This window comes from Pseudomonas sp. 05N434, assembly GCF_056396965.1.
Window position 1 is genome coordinate 1 of record NZ_JBFTMK010000405.1, and the last position, 4624, is coordinate 4624.

General features: G+C 59.4%; 5 protein-coding genes. 2 read left to right on the forward strand and 3 right to left on the reverse strand.

Features of this window, described 5'->3' with window-relative positions; genetic code table 11:
* Window positions 1-170 precede the first annotated feature (170 nt).
* The gene (locus AC1DLB_RS21850; RefSeq protein ID WP_007940622.1) at window positions 171-713 is read right to left on the reverse strand and encodes a YaeQ family protein; all 543 of its coding nucleotides are present in this window, start codon (window positions 711-713) and stop codon (window positions 171-173) included.
* Between the two features lie 149 nt (window positions 714-862).
* On the opposite strand from AC1DLB_RS21850, the gene AC1DLB_RS21855 reads away from it, so the two are divergent.
* Both AC1DLB_RS21855 and AC1DLB_RS21860 read left to right on the forward strand, forming a co-directional pair.
* Window positions 863-2062, forward strand: a complete 1200-nt coding sequence (locus AC1DLB_RS21855) for a CaiB/BaiF CoA transferase family protein (RefSeq protein ID WP_018926698.1) — start codon at window positions 863-865, stop codon at window positions 2060-2062.
* Complete coding sequence (locus tag AC1DLB_RS21860; RefSeq protein ID WP_477744503.1) at window positions 2043-2969, forward strand: TIGR02285 family protein; 927 nt, start codon at window positions 2043-2045, stop codon at window positions 2967-2969. The genes AC1DLB_RS21855 and AC1DLB_RS21860 overlap by 20 nt, the downstream gene beginning before the upstream one ends.
* Before the next feature lie 171 nt (window positions 2970-3140).
* Here the strand turns inward: AC1DLB_RS21860 and AC1DLB_RS21865 are convergent, their stop codons facing one another.
* Window positions 3141-3428: a DUF3509 domain-containing protein gene (locus AC1DLB_RS21865; protein WP_019581629.1), complete on the reverse strand. Its 288-nt coding sequence runs from the start codon at window positions 3426-3428 to the stop codon at window positions 3141-3143.
* Between the two features lie 343 nt (window positions 3429-3771).
* The coding region (locus AC1DLB_RS21870) for a PAS domain-containing protein (RefSeq protein ID WP_477785626.1) at window positions 3772-4624 on the reverse strand (853 nt) is incomplete at its 5' end.

Sequence of the window (4624 nt, forward strand, 5' to 3'; positions counted from 1 at the left end):
GCCTCGGACTGCACGCCCCGCGCCGCGTAAAGGCGGGTCAGCAGCGGTGGAATATCACCGAGGAATGGCAGGGTGTCGGGCAACAGGCGAGGTTCGATGCGCATGGGGTGACAGGTGCTTCTCTTGAATACGTAGGATAAAACCGGGTGACGCGGCCAAGCGGCGAATAATCAGCCGCGTTCGCCGGCCAGCCATTGCAACTGGACTTCGTGCTGACCACGGTCGTCGGTGACGAAAATCGTTCCTTCGCTGATCATCACGTCCCACTTGATAACGCGCGGCATGTCCTTGGCCAGGGTTTCCAGCACTTCCTGGGGCACGGCGGCGATGTTGACGTTTTTCAGGGTCTTGATCGCCGGGATCACTTTGCCTTCCCAGACACGCAGGCTGCCGTAGGCCAGCAGGCTGGTGCGTTCGGTGCGGCGCGAGCACCAGGTCAGGCGGTCGGCGTCTGGCTGGCCGACTTCGATCCAGTGCAGGACACGGTCGTCCAGGCTCTTTTCCCACAGCGCCGGCTCATCCACGTCTGACAGACCGCGGCCAAAAGACAGCTGCTCGTTGTACCAGAAGGCGTAGGCCAGCAGCCGCACGGTCATGCGCTCTTCGGTTTCCGAAGGGTGACGGGCGATGGTCTGCTTCACGTTCTCGTAGACGCTGCGGTCGAGGTCGGTGAGGTTCAGTTCAAACTTGTAGGTCGTGGACGGCTGGGCCATGAACGGGCTTCTTGATACGGGGAAAGGCGGCAAGTCTAACCGATGCAAGAGGGCAATCAACGAATTGAAGGCGAATCAACTTTGGGCGATGGATGTCGGCCTATGATAAAACGCTGTATTCGCTCAGCCTTTGTCCTACAGGATTTCGCATGCCGTTCTCCAATAAACCGCTCTCGGGTCTGAAAGTCATCGAATTGGGTACGTTGATTGCCGGGCCGTTTGCCTCGCGTATTTGCGGCGAATTCGGCGCCGAAGTGATCAAGATCGAGTCACCGGACGGCGGTGATCCGTTGCGCAAATGGCGCAAGTTGTATGAAGGCACCTCGCTGTGGTGGTTCGTTCAGGCGCGCAACAAGAAATCCCTGACCCTGAACCTGAAACACCCCGATGGCCTGGCGATCCTGAAACAGCTGCTCAGTGAAGCGGACATCCTGATTGAGAATTTTCGCCCCGGCGTGCTGGAAAAGCTCGGCCTGGGCTGGGAAGTCTTGCACGCACTGAACCCGAAACTGGTGATGGTGCGGCTCTCGGGCTTTGGCCAGACCGGCCCCATGAAAGATCAGCCGGGCTTCGGTGCGGTCGGTGAGTCCATGGGTGGCCTGCGCTACATCACCGGGTTCGAGGACCGGCCGCCAGTGCGCACCGGGATTTCCATCGGCGACTCGATTGCCGCGCTCTGGGGCGTGATCGGCGCACTGATGGCCTTGCGTCATCGCGAGGTCAACGGCGGTTTGGGGCAAGTGGTGGACGTGGCGCTGTATGAAGCGATCTTCGCCATGATGGAAAGCATGGTCCCGGAGTTCGATGTGTTCGGCTTCATCCGCGAACGCACCGGCAACATCATGCCGGGCATCACACCCTCCTCCATCCACACCAGCGCCGATGGCAAACACGTGCAGATCGGCGCCAACGGCGATGCGATCTTCAAGCGATTCATGCTGATCATCGGCCGCGAGGATCTGGCCAACGACCCAGTGCTGGCCAGCAACGACGGGCGTGACAGCCGTCGCGACGAGATTTACGGGGTGATCGATCGCTGGGTCAACTCACTGCCACTGGACGCGGTGATCGAGCAATTGAACCAGGCCGACGTTCCCGCCAGCCGGATCTTCAGCGCCGAAGACATGTTCAGCGATCCGCAATACCTGGCCCGGGAAATGTTCCTGCAAGCCAAGCTGCCCGACGGCAAGGACTTCAAGATGCCCGGCATCGTACCGAAGCTTTCCGAGACACCCGGCACCTCGGAATGGGTCGGGCCGCAGTTGGGTGAACACAATGCGCAAGTCCTCCACGATCTGGGCTACGACCCGGCACAGATCGCACGACTGCGTGAAGACGGGGCCATCTAAGCTGAATCGCCTGCTTTCATCTGTCCTCGATTACGCCGGCATCGGGCGCCTGCTGGCGGCGCTCGGGCTGTTGTCGGGCCTGATATCCCCGGCCCTGGCGCAACCTAAGGAGCATTTGTTCTGGCTGTTGCGCGACCTGCCGCCACTGACGATCTTCGAAGGCCCGAAAAAAGGCCAGGGCGTCATTGACCAACTGATGCCCCTGCTGATCGCCGGTATGCCGCAGTACGAACATACCCTGATACGGGTCAATCGCGCCCGCGGCATGCAGATGCTTCACGAAGAATCCTTTACCTGCGACCCCTCGCTGGTCTGGAGCAGGGAGCGCGAACAGTGGATCACGTATTCCATTCCGGCCTTCCGGGTGGTCAGCAATGGGCTGGTGATCCGACGTGAAGATCGGTCGGTGCTGGAGCCGTTTCTTTCCAACGGTGAAGTCGATCTGGCGGCCCTGTTGGCCAGCGGTCGACAGAAAGTCGGTGTGATCGCCGAGCGCCGTTACGGTGAGTTCCTCGACACACTGCTGCAACAGGCGCCAGCCGGCGCGCTGACGCCCCACTATGGCAATGACGCCCTCGGCAGCCTGCTGCAGATGCAACGCTTGGGTCGTTTGCAGGTGGTATTGGGTTACTGGCCGGAAATCCGCTATCAGGCCCATCAGGAAAACCTGGCCGATGAGCAACTGGAGTTCTACCCGGTCAAAGGCACGGGCAACTACATGCCCGTGTACATCGGTTGCTCGAATACGCCCCTGGGTCGACAGGCGATCAGTGAAATCAACCGACTATTGCGCGCCCTGCCCCGCGAGCACCTGGACCCGTTGTATGCCGACTGGCTCGACCCGCAAAGACGCAAGAATTACCTGGAAGAAACCAAGGCCTTTTTCGAGCATCAGGCCACGCAATGACAAATCGCAGGCAAAAAGAAACCCCGAGAAGTGGGGAGACAACTCGGGGTTAAACGTGGCCTGTATTACAGACCCGTAGCAGCAAGCTACAAGCACCGGAGCACAATGCTTGATCCTGCCGTCACATGGTCTGACTGACCTTGGCGCAGGAAGGTTCCCACAAAAAACACTTCAATTTCGGCTGGCCAGGCGCTTGTCCTGAGCAGCATTGCGCAACGCCGCGATAACACAGGGCTCCAGGCGTCCTTCAGCGATCAGCACGTCACGGTGCAAGCCGTCGACGACATCCGTCAGCAGACGTTTATCGGTTAACTGGGCCTGATTGAACAGCCGTTCGACCACGATAGCGCCGGTCGCACTCTTGAGCGTCACCAGGCATTCGCCATGGGCACCCGATGGGGTCAACGTGACTTGGTACGGGCTCAGAGCCTCGCCGAGCAATAGACTGATACTTTCCATCTCGATCACCACTCAATAGTCCGCAAACAAAGTGCCTGGGGCGTATCCACAGTAAATGACCCCAGGCCCGAGAAGAAAGTTCTGGATTCCAACGGCAGGCGCACCGGCGCCTCTGGTGGATAAAGCATGCCCGGAAAAGATGACAGTAAAAAAACAGCCGCGTTTAAACCCTTTCACCCGAGACGCATTCCTTGTAGCAGCTGCCGAAGGCTGCGTTCGGCTGCGCAGCAGTCGTGAATCCAGGCCACGCGGTGCTTCAGTCAGACCTTGCAAGCAGGTTTTACGACTGCTGCGCAGCCGAACGCAGCCTCGCAGGCTCGGCAGCTGCTACAGGCATTGCGCTTTACGCCTGCCTTGTCCGCTTGGCCAGATCGGTCCATCCGCCCAGCAGTCCTCGCAATTGACCGTCGGCACTGTAAAACGGCACCGTCCACTGATAGATGTCCCTGACGCCGTCCTTGAACATCAACTGACGTTCGCTGAAGCGGGTCTTGCGCGTACCGAGCTGGGCCATGAACTCGGCGTGCAGTTGCTCGGCGGTTTCTTTGGGCAAGACATCGAGTTCGATCAGTCGACGCCCCTGAATCTGGTCGAAACGGGTCGACAACCCCTCTTCATAACTCTTGTTGCACATGATCAAGCGCCCCTCCAGATCACGCACGAACATCGGATCGGGCATGGCGTCTATCAAGGCATGCTGGAAGGCGAGCTGGTCATTGAGATCTTTTTCCGCGTCCCGACGTTGCTGGATCAACACCGTGAGTCGCCGGTTCCACAGCAGGGATAGCAGCGCAAAAACACTGGCGAAAAAAACGCTCCAACAGCCCCATTCGGTTATTTGCTGCCAGGTCGAAGGTGTCTGTACGGGAACAATGCCATCGAGCCACTTCAAGCGAATCGCGCGTAATTCGGCAGGCGGAAACGCTTCGAGCGCCTTGTTGAGGATGCTCAACAATTGCGGCTGCCCTTTGCGTAGCGCCAGATGATCAGCTTCCCATTTACCCTCCACCGTATCGCCCACCTTGAGCTGCCCTGACGGATAGAGCTGCGCCCCGGTTTCATTCTCGATGGTGGCGTAGGCTTCGCCGCTTTCGACCAGCGCCCTGGCCTCGGCGTAGGTTTTGACCGAACGCAGCTCGATGGACGGATAGTCGCGACGAATGGTCGCCTCCAGCGCATGCCGGGCTGGCAGCACC

Excerpts from the sequence above, each read along its gene's own strand:
- AC1DLB_RS21850 (WP_007940622.1), bottom strand. The coding sequence starts at position 713 with ATGGCCCAGCCGTCCACGACCTACAAGTTTGAACTGAACCTCACCGAC.
- AC1DLB_RS21855 (WP_018926698.1), top strand. The coding sequence starts at position 863 with ATGCCGTTCTCCAATAAACCGCTCTCGGGTCTGAAAGTCATCGAATTG.
- AC1DLB_RS21865 (WP_019581629.1), bottom strand. The coding sequence starts at position 3,428 with ATGGAAAGTATCAGTCTATTGCTCGGCGAGGCTCTGAGCCCGTACCAA.